We start from the raw sequence: 21,970 nt of genomic DNA, 5'->3' as shown, positions 1-21,970 counted from the left end.
TTTCTTGAGGGTATTATATCATACTCAAAATTCTGAAAATTCTAGTAGTTTGACTAGCATATTGAAAAGTATTATATTGTAAAAGGTCATATGAAACGTGAAATAGAATGGAATGCAATTATTGAGTTAGGAGTTAGACCAATGAGTTTGAAATATGGAAGAGATACAATTATTGAAGTTGACTTAAATGCAGTAAAAGATAATGTAAAAGAATTTAAAAAGCGTGTGAATGATGAAAATATTGCAATGATGGCGGCTGTAAAAGCAAATGGGTATGGTCACGGGGCGGTTGAAGTTGCGAAAGCTGCTATTGAAGTAGGAATAGATCAGCTTGCAGTTGCATTTGTAGATGAAGCGATAGAGTTAAGAGAAGCAGGAATTAACGTGCCGATTTTAATTTTAGGTTATACATCAGTAGCAGCTGCGGAAGAGGCAATTCAATATGACGTTATGATGACTGTTTATAGAAGTGAAGATTTACAAGGTATAAATGAAATCGCAAACCGTCTTCAAAAGAAAGCGCAAATTCAAGTGAAAATTGATACAGGAATGAGTCGTATCGGTTTACAAGAAGAAGAGGTTAAACCATTTTTAGAAGAATTAAACCGTATGGAGTATGTAGAGGTAGTAGGAATGTTTACACATTACTCTACGGCAGATGAAATTGATAAATCATATACGAATATGCAAACAAGTTTATTTGAGAAAGCTGTCAATGCAGCAAAAGAATTAGGAATTCATATTCCATATATTCATAGTTCAAATAGTGCAGGTTCAATGGAGCTTAGCAATACATTTCAAAATATGGTTCGTGTAGGTATTGGAATATATGGAATGTATCCTTCAAAAGAGGTAGATCATGCAATCGTTTCTTTACAGCCTGCGTTGTCGTTAAAATCAAAAGTAGCTCATATTAAACATGCGAAGAAGAATCGCGGTGTAAGTTATGGGAATACGTATGTAACGACTGGTGAAGAATGGATTGCAACTGTACCGATTGGCTATGCTGATGGATATAATCGTCAGTTATCTAATAAAGGGCATGCATTAATAAATGGAGTTCGAGTACCTGTTATTGGCCGTGTTTGTATGGATCAACTTATGTTAGACGTTTCAAAAGCAATGCCAGTACAAGTTGGGGATGAAGTAGTATTCTACGGTAAACAAGGTGAAGAAGAAATTGCGGTAGAAGAAGTAGCGGATATGTTAGGTACAATTAACTATGAAGTGACATGTATGTTAGACAGAAGAATCCCGCGAGTTTATAAAGAAAATAATGAAACGGCTGCTGTCGTAAATATACTAAGAAAAAACTGAATCGATATGATTCAGTTTTTTTATTTTTGACAAATGAAAAATGCTCTATTCGTACCGTGTAGTTGAATATTCTTAAAACCTACGGATTCCAAAGAAGAAATTATTTCTTCTTTATAATAACAAGCTTCTTCAAAAGAAAAGTCAATTCTTGTCCAAGAATTATCTATGTCATGCTGAAATAGTATAAAGTTCATTTCTGCTTTTTTATTTTCTATATCATATGTAGAATCAATTGTACATACATATTCTTCCGCTGAAATATGAAATGAAGCAATCCAATTTTCAAGAAAACCTTTCTCCATATTCATATCAAATACGAATGTACCTTCGCTATGTAATACGGAGTAAACATTATGAAAAACATTTTTTAATTCATCTAATTTTAAAATATGGTTTAAGCTATCGCCAGTAGAGATAACATAGTGAAATTGCTCATTTATATTGAAATAACGAGCATCATCGACGATAAAGGTTGCGTCTGGCGCGTTTTGACGTGCGTATTCAATCATTTGAGCAGAACCATCTATACCAGTTACTAAAAAAGTATTATCAATTAATTTCTTAGTAAGGTGACCAGTCCCGCAGCAAAGATCTAGAATATGAGAATGTGGTGGTGCATATTGTAAAACGAGTTTTTCCAAAAGTAGATAGGAGTGTTCAGCATAATGCCCCCAATGTTTATTATAAATGGATGCGAAAATATCATAATCAGAATAAATTAGTTTTTTACACATATGTATTCACCTCAAGATTCATTACATTATAATAGTCATGCTTCTTTTTCATTTCAAAACCACATTGTGTATATAGTTTTAAAGCGTGGTTATTTTTCGTTTCCACGTCTAATTCAATTGTTGAAATTCCTTTTGTAATAAGGGTATGTACCATATAACTAAGAATATCTTTTCCGTATCCTTTACCTTGATAAGAAGGATGAACGGCGAATCCTGATAGTGTAGTAGATTGATCTTGCTCAGAAACTGTAATCGTTCCTATCACTTTTTCGTCGATAAGAGCACAGTAAACTTGATGGGAAGGGGAATTCATCATTTTTTGTAACCATGTAGCGGTATTTTTTGCTGAATCTCCAAAAGCTTTACTAGAAATTTCAATAAGATCAAGAAGTGATTCTGAAGATGCAAGAGTAAGCTGTATAGAATTCTTTGTTGTTTTTTGAACTTCTTTAGCTTTGAACTCCATACTATATTCACTATATAAATAAGGTAACTTCATATGTCTTGCAAATTCTTTCCCAGAAGCAGAATCCACATTCATAATAAGAAGAGCTTCATCTGCCGCTCTTATTCGTATTTCTTTCATTGCAGTTTGTAAAAGAGTAGTGCCTATATGTTGTTTCCTATAGTTCGGATGAACAAACCCTATTAACTCCAGTTTTGTCGGTCTTTCAAAATCATACATACTTAATGCACCGATTAATTGGGTATTATCATAAAATAGGAAATCATATACCTCTTCATTATTGCGAGCAGTTAAAAAGTTTATATGTAAATCTGATGAGTAATCAATTTGATCGTGTTGCCCACAAATATGAGCTAAATCTTTCATTTGCTGAATTTCGTTTGCTATTAAAGATTTCTTTTGTTCAATATTCATTTCATAACCCCTCTCATTCGTATTTAAAAATAGGATGGATGACTAAGCCACTTTTTTAACTCCACACTGCCCTGAACAGATAATAACCGGTACAAATATCGATAGGGAGGTCTACATTCTGCAAGATGAGGAAGGGGCATAATGGTTTCGTAACCTTGTTTAAAAGCATGTGCCTCTTTTTCTGTAAACACATATTCTAAGCCGATAAAATCAAACTCCCGGGGAGCAACGGCATAGGCTTCTGTATCTACTAATCCCGTAATAGTTGTACCATCTGATAAAAACTGAGTAGGGTCCATATCAATTAAAACGAGCGTTGATTCCTTTGGTGCTGGTAAGGAAGAAAGTTGTGATTCAAAAGTAGGAAATGCATTTTGTATGCTTTCATTATCGGAATAAAACATATTCACAAGCTCTTTACTCACATTTAAAATGTGTGATTGGTATTCATCTAGTGTAATTTGGAAGGAACCTGACACATTTCCTATGTAATCGGCTTTAAATGTATGTATTTCTGCAAGCCCTTTTCCTAGACTGAATAAAATAGAATCTGGTTGCCCGATAAAAGATTGAACTGTGTTACCTACTAACTTTTCGGCTACAACGAATTCACGGCCATTTAAAATATGTTTTTCTAATATTGTTGGGATAGGAAGATTAGTATGTTCTTGCAGCAATGTATGTACAGCTTTTAAATGATGTACGTTCCTTGGATCAATTCCAAATAGGTTTTTACATCCCCACCAAAAATCATTATTTGGGTCTTCATTCATTTTAGAAGAACGAACGATGACTTCTGCATCTTCTGTTCGGACGAGAAACACATCGCTTGCATGGTCTTCATAACCTGGGTGTAAAGCTTGAATAGATAAAATAGGTGAAGTGAATAGTTGTTGTAGCATGAAGTTGCCTCTTTTTCTGTAAATTCTATAAATTCATTATATAACAGAATATGTTCCAAGTGGATAATGATGAGGACAACTTAGAACTTAAATAAATTTATAGTGAGAAATCAGTGTGAAAATTATATTTTTCTACTTTTGTATGAATTATCAAAATAATGTTTCTGATGATAAATCTGTAAAAATGCCTGAATGTAACTCCCGTATTTTTCAATAAATGAAAGGTTAAGCATACTTTTATAAGAGTTATAATGTAGGTTATGAAAAATATTTCTCAATAATAAAATGAAGTGAAAAATATGAAGAAGTAGAATAGATTCCTTTATAATAGTTTTAAATTAATTAATATAATTAACTATTAATATTGTTAGATAGGAGAGAATATGATGGCAAATGTACTCGTAATAAATTTTCCCGGAGAAGGTCATATAAATCCGACTTTAGCTATTGTAAGTGAGTTAATTCGGCGAGGGGAGACAGTTGTTTCGTATTGTATTGGAGATTATAGAAAGAAGATTGAAGCAACAGGTGCAGAATTCCGAGTGTTTGAGAATTTCCTCTCTCAAATTAATATTATGGAACGAGTAAATGAAGGTGGGAGTCCTTTGACGATGCTATCTCATATGATTGAAGCATCAGAGCGTATTGTGACTCAAATTGTAGAAGAAACAAAAGGGGAAAAGTACGATTACTTGCTATACGATAATCATTTTCCCGTAGGACGTATTATAGCCAATGTTTTAAAATTACCTAGCGTTTCTTCTTGTACAACATTTGCTTTTAATCAGTACATTAATTTTAATGATGAACAAGAATCAAGACAAGTAGATGAAACGAATCCGTTATATCAATCTTGTTTAGCGGGAATGGAAAAATGGAATAGGCAGTATGGAATGAAATGTAATAGTATGTATGATATTATGAATCATCCTGGTGATATTACTATTGTATATACTTCAAAAGAATACCAGCCGCGTTCAGATGTATTCGATGAATCGTATAAGTTTGTCGGCCCATCAATTGCTACTCGAAAAGAAGTAGACAGCTTTTCTATGGAAGATTTAAAAGATGAAAAACTGATTTTCATTTCTATGGGAACAGTTTTTAATGAACAACCTGAACTATATGAAAAATGTTTTGAAGCGTTTAAAGATGTAGAAGCGACAGTCGTATTAGTTGTTGGTAAGAAGATAAATATAAATCAATTTGAAAACATTCCGAATAACTTTAAGTTGTATAATTACGTACCGCAATTAGAAATATTACAGCATGCTGATGTATTCGTGACACACGGTGGTATGAATAGTTCGAGTGAAGCACTATATTACGGTGTCCCGTTAGTTGTAATTCCGGTAACAGGAGATCAGCCTTTAGTTGCGCAACGAGTGAGTGAAGTAGGAGCTGGAATAAGGATTAATCGTAAAGAATTAAGTTCTGAATTGTTACGTGAGACTGTAGAAAAAGTAATGGATGATGTGAAGTTTAAAGAAAATAGTCGTAAAGTTGGTGAGTCCCTTAGAAATGCTGGTGGGTATAATAGGGCAGTTGATGAAATATTAAAAGTGAAAATGAATTCATACTTAAAACTTAAATAAATGTTTGGAGCACACTTACTGTAATACGTAAGTGTGTTTCTGTAAATAAATTACATAAAAAATCACTGTAAAGGTGAAACTTTTGTGTATATAAACTCATATCTTTGAATTAGTAGTAAAATTACGTTAAAATAATACTAAGAAAATATATAAGTTTTGGGGGTAATGAATGAAAAGGGTATTTGAATACGTATTATTAACAATTGGATCGATTATTGTAGCGGGTTCATTAGAGCTTATTTTAGCACCTAATGGCTTAGTAGATGGTGGGGTAACGGCCATTGCTATTATGGCAAATAAAGTTGCTGGATTACCGCTTTACGGAGTGTTTTTAGGACTTAATATTCCTATCCTGTTATTTACTGCAAAAGTAATGGGGAAGAAGTTCTTCATCCGTACATCTTATGCAAATGTAGTTACAACACTCGGATTAATCTATTTAAAACCATTTCCGGCGATTACAACTTCTGAATTATTAATTGTACTTTATGGTGGCGTACTGTTTGGAATAGGCGTTGGGATTGTTGTTAAAATGGGTGGCGCAATAGATGGATCAGAAATGTTAGCGGTTTGGATGAACAAACACTTTAAAGTACCGATTAGTACATTTTTACTTGCTGTAAATGCAGTTATTTTCACATTTGTAGCGATTTTATTTTCAATCGAACAAGCGATGTTCTCATTAGCAATTTTCTATATTGTTACGAAGATGATTGATTTTATATTAGATGGTATTAACCAAGGAAAGAGCGTCATGATTATTTCTGGTAAAAATAAAGAAATAGGCGATCTGCTTATGAAAGAATTGCAATTATCCGTTACGTATCTACATGGAGAAGGTGGTTTTTTAGGAGAACATAAGAGAATCATTTATTGTATTACAAACCGTTTCATTTATCCAAAAATGAAAGATCTCGTTCTCTCTGTAGATCCAACTGCTATCATTGAAGCTTCCTATTCAACAGAAACAACTGGTGTCAAACGTCCGGGAAGGGCAGCGAGATCAGAAAAATAGTGAATGAAAATAGCTCCACGCAAGTATAACTTGCGTGGAGCTATTCTTATTTAAGGAACCAGGCCTTCTTCAGTAATTGAACTACAGTTTCGATACAATCCTCTGGAATACTGCCAAAACCGAGCAATACATACGATTCATCCATTACATTATGAACAGAATCGTATGTGGAGAGAGGGTATAACTTAATACGTTCTTTTGCGGCTGCATGAATAAGTTCTTGTTCATTCATCCCGTTATGAACGTGAAGTACAATATGAAGTCCGGATTGTTCACCGAGTATATGAACGTTATTTCCCATCTCGTTTGTAATAGATTTAATTAAAGAAATATGTTTTCTTTTATATAACGTCCGACTTCGGTTAATATGACGTTCCCAATCACCATTTTGAATAAAGGTGGCAAAGGTAAGTTGCTGCAGCGTAGAAACAGTTTGTTTAAACATACCACCAAGCTCTTCATAGGATCTTAACAGATGAGGTGGTAAAACAATATATCCCATTCGTAAAGAAGGTAAAAAAGATTTCGAGAAAGTTCCCATATAAATAACACGTTCATTTGCATCTAGTCCTTGTAAAGAAGGAATAGGTTTTCCTATATAACGGAATTCCCCGTCGTAATCATCTTCAATAATATAGCCCTTACAATCATTCGCCCATTTTAATAACTCGAGTCTTCTAGATAATGGCATAATGATTCCAAGTGGAAATTGGTGAGATGGAGTGACATAAGCTACATTGCAACCCGATTCACGTAAAGCGGAAATATGAATTCCTTTATCATCTAAAGGGATGGGGTGAACGGTAAGACCAGAACTTTGAATCATAGCAGGAATACGGTGAAATCCAGGGTTTTCGATTCCGAATTCCTTTTTTGAACCAAGTAGTTGAAGTAGTAGCCAAAGAAGAGGCTGCGTACCTGCTCCAATAATAATTTGATCCGGTGAAGAATGTACCCCGCGAGCATGATATAAATACTTTGAAATATGTTCTCGTAGAACGAGCTCACCTTGTGGATCTTCCTTAGCAAATAATTCATTTTCATACTGAAATAAAGTTTCGTGTATTGCTCTTTTCCAGTTTGTTATCGGAAAAGCTTTTTGATCAATAAGTCCTTGACTACAATCATAATCATATTGTTCGTTTTCTTTATTGTTAGCACTGTTTGACGCAATTTGCTGTTTCTTTTGAATGACATCCATATCAACTTCTGCAACAAAAATCCCACGTTTCGGTTTGCTTTCTACATACCCTTCAGCTAGTAATTGTTGATAAGCGGATTCCACTGTAATACGGCTCACATTAAGTTGTACTGCTAAATTTCTGTGAGAAGGAAGGCGTGTACCGGCACATAGTGATCCATGAGAGATTTCTCGTTTCATATATTCATAAATTTGTAAGTAAAGGGGTGTTTTACTTTGTAATAATAATGGGATAGTCAGATCCATTCGTAGACGCTCCTTTTCATACTGGCCTTATAAAAAAGGATAAAACTGTCACTTAAGCTAAGGGCAGTGGCTTTCTATAATGATGATATAACATTTAGAAAATTTTATAAATAGTAAGGGGAGAATCAAAATGAATATTAGAGAAGTAGTAACAGAAGCGGATTTACATGATGTATTTCCCGTATTACAGCAGTTACGAACGAAACTTTCAAGAGAAGAAGCAAGTTCTTTGTTTCAAAAAATGAAAGAAGAGAATTATAAACTATTTTCGCTACGTAATGAAGAGGATGAAGCAGTTAGTCTAGCCGGTGTAGCGATTTGTACGAATTTTTATAATGAGAAACATGTTTTCGTATATGACCTTGTAACAGCAGAAGCACATCGTTCAAAAGGGTATGGGAATGTATTACTCTCCTATATAGAGAACTGGGGAAAAGAAAACGAATGTGAGTCCATCGTTCTTACATCAGCGTTTCCTAGATTAGACGCTCACCGCTTTTATGAAAGAGAAGGTTATGATAAGGTAAGTTTTTCTTTTTATAAAGAATTATAAAGAAGGATAGGTTCTATATGACATAATATATAGAACCTATTTCATTTAGAAAGGTTTATAATTTATGTTGTTGAATTGTTTTTTTGTAAATAATACAGAGAATGATTGGAGCGCTTACACTTGGGAAAAATAAAGAAACTATCAATCCCTAATGATGTTAGAGTAATCGTAATATCTGATATTCATGGAGAATTACTTCTTTTAAAAGAATTACTACAGAAAGTTAACTTTAAAGATGAAGATTATTTAATTATTAATGGTGATCTTTGTGAGAAAGGAAGAGACAGCATCGGCGTCGTAAACTACGTTATGAATCTTGTAAAGAACAATTCAAATGTTCACGTTGTTGAAGGGAATTGTGAAGTTTTAGTTGATGCGCTTTTAAATGAAAATCCTGGTCTTATCAATTATTTATGTACGAGAAAGCATTCGATTTTTAATGAATGGTTAGAGTGTGTGCATTTCTCTATTCATGAAGGTACGCCTATTCAAAAAGTAAGGGAAGTATTAATGAGCCATTTTTCAAAAGAAATAAAGTGGCTGACAGAATTGCCAACAGCGCTTGAAACAGAAGATTATATCTTTGTACATGCTGGCCTTGAAGATAGAGAAGATTGGAAAGAGACAGAACGAAAAAATGCGATAGCAATGCCGGAGTTTTTCAATAAATCACATAGAGCACATAAATATGTAGTTGTCGGTCATTGGCCTGTTGTAAACTATTCAGACAAAGCACCGTCTAATAATCCAGTTATTGATAAGGAGAAAAAGATTATTGCGATGGATGGGGGAAATGCGATTAAAGAGGCAGGGCAATTAAACGCATTTATCATTCAAAGGAAACCAGCAGGTGATATGTTTTCTTATACATATGTAGACTATTTTCCAGAGTTTGAAGTGATAGCAGATTTTAATGCGAATTCAGAAATGCAGGGCGGGGTAACATATCCATATTATTACATAGAGCCGATGGAGAAGGTGCAAGAATACACAATATGCAAGCAAAAGGAAACGAATACATTACTTTATGTGAAAAATGAATATATTAGGCAGCTTGAGTCAGGTGATTACACAGTGAAAACCGATATTTCTTGTGCACAAATATGTGTAAGGAAAGGGGACATTGTTTCTCTCATTGATGGAAGCTGTTCAGGATATGATTTAGTGAAAAGAGATGGAATAGAAGGCTGGATAGAGAAAGGGATTTTAGTTGAGATAGAAAAAATGAAAAAGAAAACGTTTAGCTGAAATAGGCGGTATAGAACCTCCTATTTTTTATTACCTTTTTAAATGAGTAGATTGCTTGCTGTCTTTCATAAGTAAGTAAATCGTACTCGGTAAAATGGCAAGCGTCATTCCTAAAATAATTGCGATTATAGCATAACCTCTATACGGAACAGGAACGATAAATGGAAGCCCGGCTAGGAAAATACCTGCTATTATCATTGAAATACTACAAATATTTGAAGCTCTTTTTTCAAGATGTTTATCATTCCATTCCAATGAAACCGTTGATTTACTCGTATCGATTTTGGAACTGAAATAGCCTATTAATATAAATAAAAGCCCTAATGCTAAAAATATTAAATGATCAAGAGGAAGAGTGAAGCCAAGAGCGATGAGAGCAATGACAATATCGACAAAAAATAAAAATAGTAAAATTGTGTTGCCAATCCAAAGGAGAAATTTCTGGTTACTCGCTGCTTTAGATAAAGCTAAAAATAAAAAGAATAAGAAGGTACATATAATTATATTTACGATAACAAAAGTGCTTTTATCCATTGTTGATGTAGGCGTTCCATTGAAGTCCCATTTCGTAACAATACGTAATGGTAAGAAGAAATAGAGAATAATATTTGTTGTAATAATAGTGAGAAATAATGTAATACTAAATCGATTATTCATTGAATCACCAGCTTTCCACATGAATAATTGGTATCTTATAACAAAATTATACAATATAATAAACGATATTTGTTTTGATTTTTCTGAAAAAACATTATAATTATATATGAAATAAAGAGGAGTGTAGGAGGAAATTATGCAAAACGTAAGAGTAAAAGGGGATAAAGTTACAATTCGTGCAATTGAAGAATCAGATATAAAAACATTATGGGATCTCGTATTTAAAGAAGAAAATCCAGAATGGAAAAAATGGGATGCACCGTATTTTCCGTTTTCAATGCAAGAATACTCGTCTTATAAAGAGAAGATGAAAACTCGTTTAAAAGAGGAACCTCTATCCAATTTAATTATAGAAAGTAACGGTCAAATTATAGGGACAATCGGGTTTTATTGGGAATATAAACCGACGCGTTGGTTAGAGATAGGGCTTGTTATTTATAATCCAAATTACTGGAATGGTGGTTATGGTACAGAGGCGTTAACGTTATATCGAGATTTACTATTTGAAAAGATGGAGATTGGCAGAGTAGGAATCACGACTTGGTCTGGCAATGAACGAATGATGAAAGTAGCGGAGAAAATAGGAATGAGCTTAGAAGGTAGGATGCGAAAATGTCGTTATTATAACGGGACGTACTATGATTCTATTCGAATGGGAATGATTCGTGAAGAATGGGAAGCGTTATATGTAACAAAGGGGTGAGAAAGTATGTACGCTATTATTGCTACATTTGATCGTGTGTTTACTAATAAAATTATAGAATTACAAAATGAAATAACAAATATCATTGGCACAAATCAATTAGCCGGAGTAGAACCTCATATTACATTAGCTGATTACAATGAGGTAGATGTTAACTTATATACTAAGAAATTAGAGGAGTTTGTAGCTGTTCAAGAAAATATGGCTGCAATAAATTTTCCTTCTGTTGGAGTTTTTCCTACTAATGGAACGATCTTTTTAGCACCGACCATTACAGATGAATTGTTAAAACTTCATCATTCTTATCATGATAATTTTAAAACTTTTCATGATAATTTAAATTCATATTATGTACCAGGAAAATGGGTTCCGCATTGCACGATTGCAAATAAGTTACATGCAAATCAGTTTTTAAGTGTAATGGAATATATATATGAAAAATTTGATTATGCAACAGCTTCAATTGAGAAATTAAAATTAATTAAAGTGAATTATGAAAATGGTTCTGCCATTTCTTCTAGTATATTAGCAGAATATAAGTTAAAGAGAATGGAGACAACGAGATGACATATGTAATTAGAGAAATGAAGCAAGAAGATATTCACGCTGTACAATCCGTAGCGAAAATAGCTTGGCATGATACATACGAAAGCATTATTCCGAGAGAGATTCAAGACAGATTTTTAGACGAGGCCTATTCTGATGAAAAAATGAAATATCGTCTTGAAAATACACATTTATTCGTTGCGGAAGAAGAGGGAGAAGTAATTGGCTTTGCGAATTTTTCACCTGTTAGATTGCAAAACGAAGCAGAATTAGGAGCGATTTATTTGTTACCAGATCAGCAAGGGAAAGGGGTAGGAAGTGCTTTATTACAAAAAGGGTTAACGGAATTAAAAGGAATTCGGAAACTATACATTCATGTAGAAGCAGCGAATGAAAAAGGAAAACGTTTTTATGAAGCGAAAGGTTTTGCACAATTAGAGGAATTTGAAGAAGATTTTGAAGGACATATGATGCAGACAGTAAGGATGGTTTTATACGTATAGGGAGGATTAGTAATGAAAATTTTTGATTTTAGTGAAAAAGTGGGAAAGAAAATCTCAGCATTTCAATCTAATTTCATAATGTCAAAAATATTAAACCATAAAGGAAATGTACATATTGGTGCTATGCATTTACGAGAGAATGGAATAATTGGATATCATGAAGCAGTTGTATCACAGCTGCTTCTTATTGTGGATGGAGAAGGATATGTATGCGGAGCAGATAAAGAAAATGTGAAGGTGGAAGCGGGACAGGCTGTGTTTTGGGAGAAGGGCGAATTTCATGAAACGAGTACGGAAAAGGGATTGATGGCAATTGTGATTGAGTCGGAGGAACTAGAGAAAGGAGTTTTAATGAAAGAAGTGGGGAAATTTGATGATAAAGGTGTATAAGGAGGGGATTACTATGCGCAAAGTTACACAAATAGTAATCTGTGCAGCAGCAGTACTATTTATCACACTAGCTATGATAAATGGAGAAACGTGGAAAGATAAAATTGTTGTTTCGCTAGCTGTTCTTATATTTACTGGATTTTCTCTAGTATGGAACACATTTGTTATAAATCTTATGGAGAAATTCAATAGAAAAAGGATTAAATAAATGCGACCTTTCAAGCAAATGAGAACTATATATTTAATAACAGTACCTATTATTGCATTACTCTCATTATTTTTTCCACAGTCAGTAGGAGATCGTATACTTACTTTCTTTTTTGTACTTGTTTTTGGCGGATTAGCAATTGGATTTACATATTTGATGAACTTTATTGGAAAAAAATGATAGAAGAGAATGACAATGAAGCTTTTTCAAGTGGAAACAGTAGTAAAGCCCAAAGGTGTAGATTTGTAAAATTTGAGAAGATGGGTAAGGAGTAGTTAGGTGATGAAGATTCCAAAAATTGTGATGGTTATAGGAGTTGTAATTGCAATCATTGTTGGATTAATGGGTCCATATTCAATTAAGGAAAAGGTAATATATACATTTAGTATGGTTTTTTTGGGGGCAACGGGGTTAGGTGGAATTACTTTATTGGATTATATCATTAAAAAGCAAAGAAGAAAGTTATAAATAAAAATTTTACCAATCGGAAAAGTAGTTGGTGGTCTATTTGTAAAGTTAAAAAACAAGGGGAATAAGAGAATGTTAAAACCGTTAAAAATTATTAAAATTATTGGGTTTATAGCAATGGCTATTGCTAGTATATTCTTCCCTTTCGATGTAAAAGGGAAAATTATTTCTTTTACTTTTATACTGGTATTGGGTGTAATGTCTCTTGGGACTACAAACTTAGTAGAATACATAACTAATAAATTTAGAGAGAATAGAAATAATTAGTTTGTTTAAGAAAGGAAGGACCTAATTTATTGTAGGTATATTCTGATAATAATTAATATGGGTGAATGGAATCTTTTCGTATATTAGATTTCATTCTAGTTGTAGGAGACCATGATCTGATAGCAAAAGGAGAAGTTAAACTAGGTCCATCTGGCACTAGAGTATAATTAGATGCTGAGACAGACGGATACTTTGGAGAAGCATTTGGACTTAGTGAATTTATAAAAGTCGAAAAAACAAAGGAGAAAATTTGAGATGTATCCAATTAAAGCGGGGAAATATATTACATATGTTGCAATTGCTATATTTCTTGTAGTCGCTATAATGTCTCCTTATGAATTACCTAAAAAGATTGGCTTTATTATAGGTGTTCTTATTTTAGGAGCATGTGCACTTGGAACTAACAAACTTTACGAACGGATGTATAGTAAACTTAATAAAAAATAAGACTAATAAAATAGGTGGATTATCACAATAATTTTCTCCATTAAGAGAGATTTCAGGAAGAGTAGCCTGCACAGGTTACTCTTTTTTGTGTACAAATAATCTAGGAAAAGAATACTAGGAATTGCTTCTCTTGAGAATGGGAGTTTTCGGATTTTTAAGAGTATAAAAAATATTATTCTGTAAAATTAATTTTCTATGGTAAAATATCCTATATAAATATTTAAAAGGGGAATGGATATGGGGAATATAAAAGTTACTCCTGAACAGTTGCGAAAAGTTGCTGGGACTATTAGATCAACTATCACGAATGCAACTGCAACACAGGAGCGACTAAAACGAGATATTGATATGATTTCTAGTAATTGGTTGGGCTCAACCTATATGAAATTTAATACGGATTTCCGTGATTCATCATTTAAAATGGCTCAATTTATAACCATATTAGAGCCGCTTGAGAAGTTTCTACTTGATTCTGCTAATAAATTCGAACAGGTAGATAATATGGATGTTGCCATTGCGATGGCTTCTGGTATTCTTAATAAAAATAATGATAAAGTCGAATATCTTACAGGTAAGGCAGAAGGTGCTGAAGGAGATCGACTTGGAGGGAAATTAGAAGGTACAGTAGTAAATGGTGAGTTTGAATTAAGTAAGGATAGTAAAATAAATACAAAGTTCGGTACTGGTTCTGCAGAGCTAAATATTCCGTATAGTAAAGAAACACTCCGCGAAGATGCTTCTAGTGGTAACTTGATTGGTGGAAAAGTGGAGGCACGCGCTCAAGAAACATCTTATGTAAGAACGGATATTCCTTATATGGAAGATATAACTGTAACTCAAAAAATGCACGATTTTAGTAGTATTGTAGGTTATGATGAGTATACAGCGAAGGTAGGTGCGGAATATAGTTCGCGCAAGTATGAATTGCTTTTAGAGAAAATTGATGTTCCGGATATTATTCCGTATTTCAGTGATCACGATATAACAATCCGCTTAGAATTGGGAGTAGGGACTTATGGGTATAAGCTTCACATGGGTCAAGAGAAAGGTTTTTATGCATCATACGAAGGTTTTGGAGGAGGTTTTTTCTTGAAACCTGAAAAAAAGGAGTAATCACACATGTTTAAACAAGGACGTATTTTGATGTATATTTTTACCGCGGTTTTATTTTTTTCTTCATTCTTTTTTCCGCAACCAATGGAAAAAAGGTTTTTAACAGCTATTGCAGCATTGATTATTGGTGGAATAGGTATTGGAATTTCCTATCTATTAGAAATTTTGAGTAACAAGTCGAAGAATATATCTAAAAAGAACGGAGAATGACGATGGAGCTTTTCCCGATTGGTTCAGTTGTAAAGCTAAAAGATCTAAAACAACCTGTTATGATTATTGGAAGAATGGTCATTTCAGCAGATAAACGTGATTTTGATTATGTAGGGGTTCTTTATCCGGTTGGTTATTTAGGTGATGAAAAAGTGTTATGCTTTAATCATGATAAGATTGTAGAGGAAATACATAGAGGATATTTGAATGAGAGTGAATTAGTTTTACGTGAGAGGTTAGTAGAATTGTAAAAAAATTGAAAAATACGTATAGATTTTAAAAACACGATAGGGGAAACAAAATGGGAAAGATAATGAGAACTCTTGTAATCATAGGTATATTTATCCCTCCGGTACTACTGTGGAGTGCACCTGATATTCCTCTAAATGATAAACTGCTGTTTACAGGTTTACAACTAACTGTAGGATTCACCACAGTAGTAGTGTTAGAGGTTATATTTAGAAATCGAAAAAAGAAGAGGGCAAAATAGATATAAATTGTATAGAATGGCAGATAAGAATATTGGTGATTAATCTTCTCAATAAAAGAAACTAACAGAAGCAGGGAGAAATCCTTGCTTTATTTTTTGTATAGAATTACTAAGTAGAGCATCATTAAATTAGGATATCTGAGGGGGGATTACTGTAGGTGAAAATGGGGATCTGTGCTAAATAAACAGTAGTCCCAAGAGTTATCTCACTGGTTTCAAAGAGTGTACAAACTATAATTTCAATTACTGTAAGGGTAAAACTGAGGAGGCAAACAAAAGAGGCAAACAAAAGAGCCGACTCAGGGAGCCAGCTCGGGGTGTTACTTATTTGAACCTACGAGGAGTACCACTTGTGAGTAACCTAGAAAGTGGTCTCTTGTGAGAATATTGTTTCTGTCATACAACCATTCAGCCTTACCTTGTGAGGCTTGTCCTACCTCGGGGGGATTAACTCGCCTGTCCTACCATAGCGGATAATGAATTTTCAGCAGATGTAGAGGCGGATGCAATAATAGCGCCGTCTTTTTCAATATAGTATGTACGTCCTGTGTTTGTTTCGAGAGCTTGTCTTAATATTTTCTCTGATTCATTAGCAGTCGGAAATTCAACGATGTTACTTCGTAATTGCATTATTCGCTTTACATCATCTAGTGTGGCAAGTTTAATTGTTTCTTGGACAGGCGTAATAGGTAAGTTGTTGTCATTTAGACATTCACAAAAATACATTTCATTTTTGACACCTAGTTGTATACTCGGAGCGGTTTCAAATCTTTCTACAATAGTTGATTTGCCAGAGAGTTTAAGCGGCGTATAGGCGGAAATAAGTGCCTCATAATCAATGGTAACAAATTCTTCTTTACTATAGGGTATAAATGCATCATGGAAGCGGAGTAAAATCGATTTTAATGTTCCATTCTCTTTAAATACGCCCCATAATTCTTGAAAGTCTGTTTCATAACCGAAAGCTTCTAAATCCCCAATAATAAACAAGTTAAGGGCTGCTTCTTCTTTTAGGTAATCGAATACTTGTTCATGATCTTTCTTTGTTAACTTTCGCATCATAACGAATCGACCTCTTTTTTACTTTTCTAAATATTACAACTTAAGTTTTTTGAAATCAATATAAAATTTTATGTTTAGTTCACCAACTTTCGGAAAAACTAGGAAAGATATGACAAAGGAGGTTATGAACGGTGGATCATCCAATTCAAGGGTTAATGAAAGCGGCAATGGAAAATTTAAAAGAAATGGTCGATGTAAATACGATTGTTGGAGAGCCTGTTCAAACGGCTGACGGTGGTGTGGTGTTAACGGTTTCTAAAGTGGCGTTCGGTTTTGGAGCAGGAGGTTCTGATTTCCAAACGAATGATGGCCAAAGAGCGAACGGTAACCCTGCATTTGGTGGCGGTAGCGCGGGTGGTGTTTCTATTACACCAGTAGCATTTCTTGTAGTGAATAAAGATGGAGTAAATATTCTGCATCTACAAAATGCGACACATTTAGCAGAAAAAATGATTGAATTAGCTCCACAAACAATTGATAAAATTCAATCGATGTTCCAAAAAGATGAAAAGAAAGAGGGAAATCATCATCCTCAAAACCCAGATGAAATCCTTTAAAAACACCTGCTCACGAGCAGGTGTTTTTTCTTGTAATCACTATGTAATAAAACACATGAAATTGTAAATAGTTTTTGAATTTTTTTCTATGTTTCTAAAATTTTTCATGTTAAAATATGCTATAGAATTGAAACATATAAAACGAAGGTGGCTAGGTGCTTTGTCTGGAGGATCTGACCAAGTAAAAAATATGATATATATTAATGGTAATCGTCGGGGTCATTGTTTTATTACATCAGGAATTACGTTTAAAGAGTTTGCAAGTAACATCCCTTCACCGCTTCATCAAGTGTTGCTTTTGAAGCATAACTTTGAATGGACAGATTTTCATTATCATACTTTATTTGAATATGTTGAGGAAGAAAATATACATAAGCTAATTCAAGCAGAGATTGATGAATTTGATGAATTTTGTTGGGTAGATTTTGATGATGCAAGCGATTTAGATGAATTAGAGCCAAAAGAAATTGCAGAGCTTTTATATTTGGCTCACAAAAAAGAACCACTTGCAAGAACATTCTTTCCGCTATTGAAAAATAGATTTGTTTATTTTTCACATGATGACGGATGGTACAACAAAGTGTATTATCGTAGAATTGCTGACTTTGTAGGGATGTTAAGTAAAGTCATTCCTTATAAACTCGGTGCTTTTGGTAAGAAACGTTTTTCTTTGTTCCAAAAATCAAAAATTTTCCCAGCAATTTCGAAAGAAGTGATCATGGGGCTTCTTCCATTAATGGAGGATGGTCTTTATATTGATCTAGCAGGGAAAATTGAGTCAAGAAGAGGTCTTGAAATTCCGGTATATGTAGTTGGTTCGTATGAAAGTACGGATGAGGTGCTAGATAATATCGATGAATTGAAAGAAGAAGCAACAGAGACAGGCTGGCTTATTTTTGATAAGAAAGAACAAGAATGGCAATGGGTTGTGGACTAAGAAAACTTGGCGCATGAAGTCAAGTTTTCTTGTCATTTGAAAGGAGTACAAATGAAGAAATATTATACAATTGTGGGTATTGTAAGTATTATTCTCGTAGCGATTTTACTTATTACTTGTCCGAAAGAATCGGATTTTAAAGTATATGTAGAGGATAAGTATGCATTGAAATGTGATGAGAGTAGTTTTGAATGCACACAAAATGTAGATGGTAAAAAAGAAAAATTACAATTTGAAAGTACAGATGCACGAAATGGTGTATTCTTTATGACTGCAAAGCAAACATTTAAAACAGAAGCTGGTGTTACGAAAGAATATAGCGGAGTAGGAATGTTTGGTACATTTCTTTTTGTTTCAGAGAAGACTTTCTAGTAATAGAAGGTCTTTTTCTTATGCTTATGTTCATATAGATGAAGTAAGACAAGCATAGGAGGGATAGTAATGAAGAATACATGTATCGTTTGCGGTGGTGAGGAGTTTTTTTCCTCAACTTTGTATGCACGTACGAAACAAGATTGGGCATATGCGCCAAACATGTACCGTTTTGAAAAGGTGTTTATTGAACATAGGGATGAAGAAAATTATCCAGTGTTTCAAGAAATTACAGCGAAACATTGCTGTGGATGCGGTCATATTATGTTGTATCACGAATAAACACACCAAGTATAACTTGGTGTGTTTTTTTTAAAACGCTGACAAAGAAAGCGGATAGAGTAAAGTAAATAAAACAGAAAAACTACCAAAACCAATTGCTGTATATCCAAGTGTTCTTGCTCCGAAATTGACAGCTAATAAGCCGACTAAAATCGCAAGAGAGCCGAGTGTAACTGGATAAAATGCAATTGAGAAAAGCGAAAGAAATAAAGCGACATAGCCTACCATTGCACCGGTGTTTGTACCTTCTATTTCATTTGCAATTTCTTTACGCTTATGTCTAATTGGTATGCCAGCTGGTGATATTTCAGCTGCATACTCTTCGTGTTTTTCACCACTTTTAAAATGATGATTTCTCTTTCTTCGCATGTACATCCCTCTCTTTCAATTGGGTGTACCTATAGTATCTTACACAAAGAGAAGAACATGAGTATGAGTTAAACCCAAGTAAAGCAAAAATTGGAGAATAAAGATTCCATTATTAGCTTGTACATCTCCTAATGAAGATAAACAGGAATTTTGGAAAATGATGTAGAATGAAATGAGTGATAAAACGTGAAGGCAGGGGAATGTATGACGAAATTTAATTGGCATGAATCAGCAGAGAAAAAATGGGATAGTAGTGCAGAATTTTGGAATCAAAATAGTCAAGAGATGTGGGACAGCGGGAGTAGGAGTACAATTATTCCATTTTTTGAACAGTATGTGAAGAAAGAAGCTCAGGTGCTCGATGTTGGTTGTGGGGATGGATATGGTACATATAAATTAAGTCGCGCGGGCTATAAAGCAGTTGGAGTAGATTTATCAGAAGTGATGATTCAAAAAGGGAAGGAGCGTGGAGAAGGACCGAATTTATCTTTTATAAAAGGGGATCTTTCTTCCTTACCATTTGAAAATGAGCAATTTGAATCAATTATGGCAATAAATTCTTTAGAATGGACCGAGGAGCCATTACGAGCATTAAATGAGATAAAGCGCGTTTTAAAAAGAGATGGGTATGCATGTATTGCAATTTTAGGACCGACAGCAAAGCCTCGAGAGAACAGTTATCCTCGTTTATATGGCAAAGACGTTGTTTGTAATACGATGATGCCTTGGGAGTTTGAACAGTTAGCGAAAGAACAAGGTTTTGAAGTTGTAGATGGCATCGGTGTATATAAGCGCGGAGTAAATGAGAAGATGCTAGGTCAACTACCTATCGAGTTACAACAATCGTTAACATTCTTATGGGTATTTATGTTAAAAAACGCATAAAGAAATGAAAGAATTTTTAGGAGGTAAATAAGTGCAGAAAATACAAAAAACTGATACAATATCATCAGAACCAATTAAAGGGGGACTAGGGTATATGACAACTACTACAACAGTTAAATCCGATATTGAAATCGCGCAAGAAGCGAGTATGAGGAAGATTCAAGAAATTGCAGCTGAATTAAATATTTTAGAAGATGAATTAGAGCCATACGGGCATTATAAAGGTAAGTTATCTCTTGATATTTTTAAGCGCTTACAGGATGAGAAAGACGGTAAAGTTGTTTTAGTAACAGCGATTAACCCAACTCCAGCTGGAGAAGGTAAATCAACAGTAACAGTTGGTTTAGGCCAAGCTTTTAATAAAATTGGTAAGAAAACAGTAATTGCACTTCGCGAACCATCTCTTGGACCAACAATGGGACTAAAAGGCGGGGCAGCAGGTGGCGGTTTTTCACAGGTTGTACCTATGGAAGACATTAACCTTCACTTTACTGGAGATATTCATGCGATCACAACTGCTAATAACGCGTTAGCGGCGTTTATTGATAATCATATCCAACAAGGGAACACACTTGGAATTGATACGCGTAAAATCGTTTGGAAACGCTGTGTTGACTTAAATGATCGTGCCCTACGTAACGTAGTAATTGGTCTTGGGGGACCAGTTCAAGGTGTACCACGTGAAGACGGTTTTGATATTACAGTAGCATCTGAAATTATGGCCGTATTCTGCCTTGCAACAGATATTCAAGACTTAAAAGCTCGTCTATCTCGCATCGTAGTTGCTTATAACTTTGCAAATCAACCTGTAACGGTTAAAGATTTAGGTGTAGAAGGTGCGTTAACATTATTATTAAAAGACGCATTAAAACCAAACTTAGTGCAAACGTTAGAAAATACACCAGCTATCATTCACGGTGGACCATTTGCGAATATCGCTCACGGTTGTAACAGTGTTATCGCTACAACAATGGCCGCAAAATTAGGTGATTATGTTATTACAGAAGCTGGATTTGGTGCTGATTTAGGTGCAGAGAAGTTTTTAGATATTAAAGCTCGTGCAGCTGGCATTAAACCAGAAGCAGTTGTTATTGTTGCGACTATTCGTGCGCTTAAAATGCATGGCGGCGTAGCAAAAGATCAATTAAAAGAAGAAAATGTAGATGCATTAGCAAAAGGTATGGAAAACTTACAGAAGCATGTTGAAACAATTCAAAGCTTCGGTGTGCCTTTCGTAATTGCAATTAATAAATTTATTACAGATACAGATGCAGAAGTTGCATACTTACAAGATTGGTGCAATGAGCGTGGCTATGCAGTATCCTTAACGGAAGTTTGGGAGAAGGGTGGCCAAGGCGGAGTTGACCTTGCTGAAAAAGTATTAAAAGAAATTGAAAAAGGTGAGAACAACTACGCACCACTTTATGAATTAGAATTACCATTAGAAGAAAAAATCCGTACAATTGCTCAAAAAGTGTATGGTGCAAAAGATATTGAATTTGCTCCGAAAGCACGTAAGCAATTAGCTCAATATGAAGGAGAAGGATGGAGTAACCTACCAATTTGTATGGCTAAAACACAATACTCTCTTTCTGACGATGCAACAAAATTAGGTCGTCCGTCTGAATTTATCGTTACAATTCGTGAGCTAAAACCATCAATTGGTGCAGGGTTTATCGTTGCGTTAACAGGAACAATGTTAACAATGCCAGGCCTTCCAAAACAGCCAGCAGCACTACAAATGGATGTAAATGAAGATGGAAAAGCAGTAGGTTTATTCTAAAAGGTTGTAATTCATCTCGTTTATCTGTAA

Annotated in this window: 30 protein-coding genes and 1 pseudogene; 24 read left to right on the top strand and 7 right to left on the bottom strand. The window is 34.3% G+C overall.

Annotation, left to right across the window (positions count from 1 at the left end; translation table 11 throughout):
- Nucleotides 1-141: 141 nt before the first annotated feature.
- The gene (gene alr, locus DM800_RS01620) at nucleotides 142-1,317 is read left to right on the top strand and encodes an alanine racemase (RefSeq protein WP_147786272.1); all 1,176 of its coding nucleotides are present in this window, start codon (nucleotides 142-144) and stop codon (nucleotides 1,315-1,317) included.
- Nucleotides 1,318-1,337: 20 nt separating this feature from the next.
- Here the strand turns inward: alr and DM800_RS01615 are convergent, their stop codons facing one another.
- Genes DM800_RS01615 through DM800_RS01605 form a run of 3 tightly spaced genes read right to left on the bottom strand, consistent with a single transcriptional unit; the run spans nucleotide 1,338 to nucleotide 3,833 of the window.
- Nucleotides 1,338-2,051 carry a class I SAM-dependent methyltransferase gene (locus DM800_RS01615; RefSeq protein WP_147786271.1) on the bottom strand — a complete coding sequence of 238 codons (714 nt, stop codon included), beginning with the start codon at nucleotides 2,049-2,051 and terminating at the stop codon, nucleotides 1,338-1,340.
- On the bottom strand, nucleotides 2,044-2,931 hold the full coding sequence (locus tag DM800_RS01610; RefSeq protein ID WP_147786270.1) for a GNAT family N-acetyltransferase: 888 nt from the start codon (nucleotides 2,929-2,931) through the stop codon (nucleotides 2,044-2,046). Before DM800_RS01610 ends, DM800_RS01615 begins: the two co-directional genes overlap by 8 nt.
- Before the next feature lie 23 nt (nucleotides 2,932-2,954).
- Nucleotides 2,955-3,833: a protein kinase family protein gene (locus DM800_RS01605; protein ID WP_147786269.1), complete on the bottom strand. Its 879-nt coding sequence runs from the start codon at nucleotides 3,831-3,833 to the stop codon at nucleotides 2,955-2,957.
- Nucleotides 3,834-4,219: 386 nt separating this feature from the next.
- Between DM800_RS01605 and DM800_RS01600 the strand changes: the two genes are divergently transcribed.
- Together DM800_RS01600 and DM800_RS01595 are read left to right on the top strand one after the other, a co-directional pair.
- Nucleotides 4,220-5,428, top strand: a complete 1,209-nt coding sequence (locus tag DM800_RS01600; protein WP_147786268.1) for a macrolide family glycosyltransferase — start codon at nucleotides 4,220-4,222, stop codon at nucleotides 5,426-5,428.
- Between the two features lie 169 nt (nucleotides 5,429-5,597).
- The gene (locus DM800_RS01595; protein WP_000831975.1) at nucleotides 5,598-6,443 is read left to right on the top strand and encodes a YitT family protein; all 846 of its coding nucleotides are present in this window, start codon (nucleotides 5,598-5,600) and stop codon (nucleotides 6,441-6,443) included.
- A gap of 46 nt (nucleotides 6,444-6,489) precedes the next feature.
- On the opposite strand, the gene pdxR is transcribed toward DM800_RS01595, so the two are convergent.
- Nucleotides 6,490-7,890 (bottom strand): MocR-like pyridoxine biosynthesis transcription factor PdxR, encoded by a 1,401-nt coding sequence (gene pdxR, locus DM800_RS01590; RefSeq protein WP_087982722.1) that lies wholly within the window; start codon nucleotides 7,888-7,890, stop codon nucleotides 6,490-6,492.
- A gap of 130 nt (nucleotides 7,891-8,020) precedes the next feature.
- Here pdxR and DM800_RS01585 point away from each other — a divergent pair, with 130 nt between their 5' ends.
- Complete coding sequence (locus tag DM800_RS01585; protein WP_087982720.1) at nucleotides 8,021-8,443, top strand: GNAT family N-acetyltransferase; 423 nt, start codon at nucleotides 8,021-8,023, stop codon at nucleotides 8,441-8,443.
- Nucleotides 8,444-8,563: 120 nt separating this feature from the next.
- Entirely contained in the window at nucleotides 8,564-9,691 is a 1,128-nt protein-coding gene (locus DM800_RS01580) for a metallophosphoesterase (RefSeq protein WP_147786267.1), read from the top strand.
- 30 nt (nucleotides 9,692-9,721) lie between these two features.
- On the opposite strand, the gene DM800_RS01575 is transcribed toward DM800_RS01580, so the two are convergent.
- A complete protein-coding gene (locus DM800_RS01575; RefSeq protein WP_088063418.1) occupies nucleotides 9,722-10,348 on the bottom strand; it encodes a DUF1648 domain-containing protein in 627 nt (208 codons plus the stop codon).
- Nucleotides 10,349-10,484: 136 nt separating this feature from the next.
- Here DM800_RS01575 and DM800_RS01570 point away from each other — a divergent pair, with 136 nt between their 5' ends.
- The 13 genes from DM800_RS01570 (at nucleotide 10,485) to DM800_RS01510 (ending at nucleotide 15,693) form a co-directional block, all read left to right on the top strand.
- Complete coding sequence (locus DM800_RS01570; protein ID WP_087982716.1) at nucleotides 10,485-11,051, top strand: GNAT family N-acetyltransferase; 567 nt, start codon at nucleotides 10,485-10,487, stop codon at nucleotides 11,049-11,051.
- A gap of 6 nt (nucleotides 11,052-11,057) precedes the next feature.
- Nucleotides 11,058-11,618, top strand: a complete 561-nt coding sequence (locus DM800_RS01565; protein ID WP_088063135.1) for a 2'-5' RNA ligase family protein — start codon at nucleotides 11,058-11,060, stop codon at nucleotides 11,616-11,618.
- Nucleotides 11,615-12,100 (top strand): GNAT family N-acetyltransferase, encoded by a 486-nt coding sequence (locus tag DM800_RS01560; protein WP_087982712.1) that lies wholly within the window; start codon nucleotides 11,615-11,617, stop codon nucleotides 12,098-12,100. The genes DM800_RS01565 and DM800_RS01560 overlap by 4 nt, the downstream gene beginning before the upstream one ends.
- A gap of 12 nt (nucleotides 12,101-12,112) precedes the next feature.
- Complete coding sequence (locus DM800_RS01555) at nucleotides 12,113-12,490, top strand: cupin (RefSeq protein WP_098088326.1); 378 nt, start codon at nucleotides 12,113-12,115, stop codon at nucleotides 12,488-12,490.
- Between the two features lie 13 nt (nucleotides 12,491-12,503).
- The gene (locus DM800_RS01550) at nucleotides 12,504-12,698 is read left to right on the top strand and encodes a hypothetical protein (protein ID WP_147786266.1); all 195 of its coding nucleotides are present in this window, start codon (nucleotides 12,504-12,506) and stop codon (nucleotides 12,696-12,698) included.
- A complete protein-coding gene (locus tag DM800_RS01545; protein WP_147786265.1) occupies nucleotides 12,699-12,878 on the top strand; it encodes a hypothetical protein in 180 nt (59 codons plus the stop codon).
- Between the two features lie 102 nt (nucleotides 12,879-12,980).
- Entirely contained in the window at nucleotides 12,981-13,166 is a 186-nt protein-coding gene (locus DM800_RS01540) for a hypothetical protein (RefSeq protein ID WP_098088324.1), read from the top strand.
- 72 nt (nucleotides 13,167-13,238) lie between these two features.
- Nucleotides 13,239-13,433 (top strand): hypothetical protein, encoded by a 195-nt coding sequence (locus tag DM800_RS01535; protein ID WP_098088322.1) that lies wholly within the window; start codon nucleotides 13,239-13,241, stop codon nucleotides 13,431-13,433.
- Between the two features lie 255 nt (nucleotides 13,434-13,688).
- Entirely contained in the window at nucleotides 13,689-13,880 is a 192-nt protein-coding gene (locus tag DM800_RS01530; protein ID WP_098088320.1) for a hypothetical protein, read from the top strand.
- Between the two features lie 237 nt (nucleotides 13,881-14,117).
- Nucleotides 14,118-14,993: a WXG100 family type VII secretion target gene (locus DM800_RS01525; RefSeq protein WP_000526853.1), complete on the top strand. Its 876-nt coding sequence runs from the start codon at nucleotides 14,118-14,120 to the stop codon at nucleotides 14,991-14,993.
- Between the two features lie 6 nt (nucleotides 14,994-14,999).
- Complete coding sequence (locus DM800_RS01520; protein ID WP_000476182.1) at nucleotides 15,000-15,203, top strand: hypothetical protein; 204 nt, start codon at nucleotides 15,000-15,002, stop codon at nucleotides 15,201-15,203.
- Nucleotides 15,204-15,205: 2 nt separating this feature from the next.
- Nucleotides 15,206-15,454, top strand: a complete 249-nt coding sequence (locus tag DM800_RS01515; RefSeq protein ID WP_087982697.1) for a DUF4176 domain-containing protein — start codon at nucleotides 15,206-15,208, stop codon at nucleotides 15,452-15,454.
- 50 nt (nucleotides 15,455-15,504) lie between these two features.
- A complete protein-coding gene (locus tag DM800_RS01510) occupies nucleotides 15,505-15,693 on the top strand; it encodes a hypothetical protein (protein WP_087982695.1) in 189 nt (62 codons plus the stop codon).
- Nucleotides 15,694-16,155: 462 nt separating this feature from the next.
- Here DM800_RS01510 and DM800_RS01505 read toward each other — a convergent pair.
- Nucleotides 16,156-16,755: pseudogene (locus DM800_RS01505) on the bottom strand (GNAT family N-acetyltransferase); the annotation flags it as partial.
- 131 nt (nucleotides 16,756-16,886) lie between these two features.
- On the opposite strand from DM800_RS01505, the gene ytfJ reads away from it, so the two are divergent.
- The 4 genes from ytfJ to DM800_RS01485 all read left to right on the top strand — a co-directional run bounded on the left by ytfJ (nucleotide 16,887) and on the right by DM800_RS01485 (nucleotide 18,903).
- Entirely contained in the window at nucleotides 16,887-17,312 is a 426-nt protein-coding gene (gene ytfJ, locus DM800_RS01500) for a GerW family sporulation protein (protein WP_000349987.1), read from the top strand.
- Between the two features lie 160 nt (nucleotides 17,313-17,472).
- Entirely contained in the window at nucleotides 17,473-18,249 is a 777-nt protein-coding gene (locus DM800_RS01495; protein ID WP_000014094.1) for an oxalate:formate antiporter, read from the top strand.
- A gap of 51 nt (nucleotides 18,250-18,300) precedes the next feature.
- Nucleotides 18,301-18,621 (top strand): hypothetical protein, encoded by a 321-nt coding sequence (locus tag DM800_RS01490; RefSeq protein ID WP_048540982.1) that lies wholly within the window; start codon nucleotides 18,301-18,303, stop codon nucleotides 18,619-18,621.
- A gap of 69 nt (nucleotides 18,622-18,690) precedes the next feature.
- Nucleotides 18,691-18,903, top strand: a complete 213-nt coding sequence (locus DM800_RS01485; RefSeq protein WP_000798747.1) for a hypothetical protein — start codon at nucleotides 18,691-18,693, stop codon at nucleotides 18,901-18,903.
- Between the two features lie 30 nt (nucleotides 18,904-18,933).
- Here DM800_RS01485 and DM800_RS01480 read toward each other — a convergent pair whose 3' ends face one another.
- Entirely contained in the window at nucleotides 18,934-19,272 is a 339-nt protein-coding gene (locus DM800_RS01480) for a hypothetical protein (protein ID WP_060488565.1), read from the bottom strand.
- A 204-nt stretch (nucleotides 19,273-19,476) separates the two neighbouring features.
- On the opposite strand from DM800_RS01480, the gene DM800_RS01475 reads away from it, so the two are divergent.
- Together DM800_RS01475 and DM800_RS01470 are read left to right on the top strand one after the other, a co-directional pair.
- Nucleotides 19,477-20,157 carry a class I SAM-dependent methyltransferase gene (locus tag DM800_RS01475; protein WP_060488566.1) on the top strand — a complete coding sequence of 227 codons (681 nt, stop codon included), beginning with the start codon at nucleotides 19,477-19,479 and terminating at the stop codon, nucleotides 20,155-20,157.
- Nucleotides 20,158-20,251: 94 nt separating this feature from the next.
- Nucleotides 20,252-21,940, top strand: a complete 1,689-nt coding sequence (locus DM800_RS01470) for a formate--tetrahydrofolate ligase (protein WP_147786334.1) — start codon at nucleotides 20,252-20,254, stop codon at nucleotides 21,938-21,940.
- Nucleotides 21,941-21,970: the final 30 nt, after the last annotated feature.

This window comes from Bacillus sp. AY18-3, from assembly GCF_008042305.1.
Taxonomy (GTDB): Bacteria; Bacillota; Bacilli; order Bacillales; family Bacillaceae_G; genus Bacillus_A; species Bacillus_A wiedmannii.
The sequence above is the reverse complement of the archived record's forward strand: the minus strand, read 5'-3'. Positions and strand labels throughout refer to the sequence as shown.